Raw genomic sequence first — 2978 nt, forward strand, 5'->3', positions numbered from 1 at the left:
AATCGAGATTATTCTGGATAGTTTCATTAATATACGAATCATTCAATTCTAGTAAGCTTTTTAAACGCGTAGAAGTTGGAGATTGAGCCCATGAATCAAAGGCACTTAATAACTCAGCGTAAATTGAAATAGGAGCACCATCAAGTGTCTTTGTTTTTAAAATTAATTGTTTGATTATTTCATCTGTATCAAATACATCAGCCGTTACCTCTTTTCCACCAAAATGCATTCCTACCAAATCACGATGCTCATCCACAATAGCTTTCTTTGCAACGAATTCTTCAAGAGGTATTAAATTATCCACAAAGCTTGAGTCTAATAATGAGATATCAATCCCGTCTGACTTTATAAAATGATCAATCTCGTAAATTTTCTCCACCTTATAAGCACGTTTAATATCCTTATAACTATCCCCATCAACATCTAATTTTAACCTAAATGCCTCCTCAAATAACTTCACTGAAAAATTAAAAATAAATGGATGAATATCAATATAGCCACTTAAGTTTTGTAATTGTGAATTTACTTTTTTAGCCAAGTCAAAGTTTTCTGATTTATTGATAGCAACGTTCAATATCCCCTTTGGAACTAAGCATACTAGATTTAATTCTGGAGTTAATTTTTCTACTAACTCAGAATTAAACCCTTTTAAATCAGAATCAATTTCACCTGCATGAGTAAAATGATTACGCAACGCCCGTAAAATGAAAAAATCAACATCTAAACCAAATGTTCTTTTATTGAAAGTAGCCTTTTTCAATCGTTCGTTAGCTCTAAAAGCTGAAGAAACAAGATCATTGACAACTTCTTCATTAGGTCTTTTGCAGAACTCACCATATAGTCTAAAATATCGACTAACTTCTTTTTGTAATTGTTCCAACTTATTTTCCTTCATTGTATGCTTATTAAGCCTTGTGATATAATGCCCTGTTAAGGTGTGAGCAACGCAATACCGAAGCTTCCGCATACCACCTCAAACACTAAACGCAACGCATAATAAAAATGCCACGCGTTGCGAATCACTCTTAAACAGTTTGTTATGTGCGTCTTTCTCGTTTTGCTATTTTCTGTTCGAGGTACTCTTTCAAGCCTTTTTGGCTACTATTAAATTTAGTAAGTTCATCACGAGAGTACTCTACGACGTCATTTATTGGGTCTTTTTCCCCATCAAATGATAAAGCAAAGTCATAAATAACTTTTATTGAGCGCTCTTCGATTTCCTCGCCTATAATTTGACTTGCCTTGGCGAAGTAGTCTTTATCCCTCGAAAATGATTCTATCCCTGTATAATCAATTAGCTTATAAAAACGATGACTCCAGAACTCCCTTTCAGATTCATACAGTGCCAACGAGCTAACTGCTTTTGGGCTTATGGCACTTGCTAACTTTTTGGATTGTAAAATCAAGCGTGCAGTGGTCAACCAAACCAAACGATCTTTTACCGGAACCGTTACGGAATCATCATGGGATAGGAAGGCATAGGCTCTCTCTAGACATTTAATAGCATTTGCACAATATCCCTGAGAATCTATTAGCTCTTTCTCAAGATCATTTTTATCTTTCTGCTGTTTGATTGTGAACAACACAGCAACAAAACTAACAAATGCCAATATAGGTGAGATTGTCCCCCCCATAAAGCTACCGAAATCAGCCCATTTACCAGAGTTTGACGAGATATCACTATTATAAAACCTGTTAAGCCATGAAATAATAGGAACAGCTACAAACAATGATGTAAGTACAAAAAACGCACTGTATTTCTTCATCTTTACCTCTAAAGCACATAACGCCGCGTTAAGTAGTGAGCAACGCAACCATGAAACCTAACCATGCCACCGTAAACACTATACTTGATTCAAACTAATAATGCCGAGCGTTGCGAATCTGTCTTAAACGCTTTGTTATGTTAAAGTGGTAGTTTGACCACGTTACCTAAATAAAGAAAATACAAGTAGCAACTAATAGACGATACTACCAAAACTCCCGTTAAAAATGACTTACCTGTTTGAACTGAAGTATGATTCGGAAAACGTTTTCTTAGAATTACATATCTTGGAACATCACGGTCAATTTCCTGCCCCCTTAATCTCCTTAACTCCGTCTCAGCAATAGAGTAGGCGCTAATAACTGCAAAAACCATCAGGAGAATAGCATAAACAGCGAACTCTCTAGACTTTAGTTCCGAAAATACTGTTCCCAGGAGAGTAACTTGTCCTGCCAAAAAACTGGAAAATAAAGTAGAACAGTATTTAGCATAGTCAATATATAGTTTAGCAACCTCAAGTTGCCACAAGGCATCTTCATTATCTTTTTTAGAACGATAATTAAATCTCATGACGCTTGAATTTCTCCTTTAACATAACGCCCTGTTAAGGTGTGAGCAACGCAACACCGATGCCGCCGCATACCACCTTAAACACAAAACGCAACGCATAGCAAAAATGCCACGCGTTGCGAATCACTCTTAAACAGTTTGTTAGTCGCGAGGCACCGAGCGACAATTTTAAGCCAAACTAAACTCTGCGAACAACAAACTTTATGTGCATTGATGCACTTTAGTCAGGCGTAGTCTCAAAGCGGCTATTCAATGAAACCACTTAGAACAAACAACGCCGCAGAAAACGAACTGACAACACCAAAAGGCGCTTTTGGAAAGCTAATATCACAGTGCGGAATTTCAACGAAGTCACTGAAACCACGTGGAACTTACCACACCAGAGAAAACGTCACTTCAGCGAGTAAATCGGCTTTTGTACCGGCAAACTCACCGAGCGGAGTTGCAACCAAAAACAGACTCTCGATTGCCCTACTCTGTAAGCACCAAAGAACAAAACAACCGCTAGGGCAGGTACAAAACTTTGGACTTAAAACAGCTAGAACTAAGCTCTGATGATCTACGATTAATCGGTGTACCAAGCAAACAGCTACTAAATTTTAAGCTCAGAAACATGATTTTGATTGCTAGCTTTTTCTGGCGA

Annotated in this window: 4 protein-coding genes; 1 reads left to right on the forward strand and 3 read right to left on the reverse strand. The window is 37.3% G+C overall.

Annotation, left to right across the window (positions count from 1 at the left end; all coding sequences use genetic code 11):
- The 3 genes from OH459_RS27765 to OH459_RS27780 form a co-directional block, all read right to left on the reverse strand.
- The coding region (locus tag OH459_RS27765) for a hypothetical protein (RefSeq protein ID WP_269989810.1) at positions 1–880 on the reverse strand (880 nt) is incomplete at its 3' end.
- Between the two features lie 157 nt (positions 881–1037).
- Positions 1038–1766, reverse strand: coding sequence for a hypothetical protein (locus OH459_RS27775; protein ID WP_017819282.1), 729 nt, complete (start codon positions 1764–1766; stop codon positions 1038–1040).
- Between the two features lie 140 nt (positions 1767–1906).
- Positions 1907–2335 carry a hypothetical protein gene (locus tag OH459_RS27780; protein WP_017819283.1) on the reverse strand — a complete coding sequence of 143 codons (429 nt, stop codon included), beginning with the start codon at positions 2333–2335 and terminating at the stop codon, positions 1907–1909.
- A gap of 252 nt (positions 2336–2587) precedes the next feature.
- On the opposite strand from OH459_RS27780, the gene OH459_RS27790 reads away from it, so the two are divergent.
- On the forward strand, positions 2588–2890 hold the full coding sequence (locus tag OH459_RS27790; protein WP_269989821.1) for a hypothetical protein: 303 nt from the start codon (positions 2588–2590) through the stop codon (positions 2888–2890).
- Positions 2891–2978: the final 88 nt, after the last annotated feature.

The organism is Vibrio sp. MM46 (assembly GCF_027587135.1).
Classification (GTDB): domain Bacteria; phylum Pseudomonadota; class Gammaproteobacteria; order Enterobacterales; family Vibrionaceae; genus Vibrio; species Vibrio harveyi.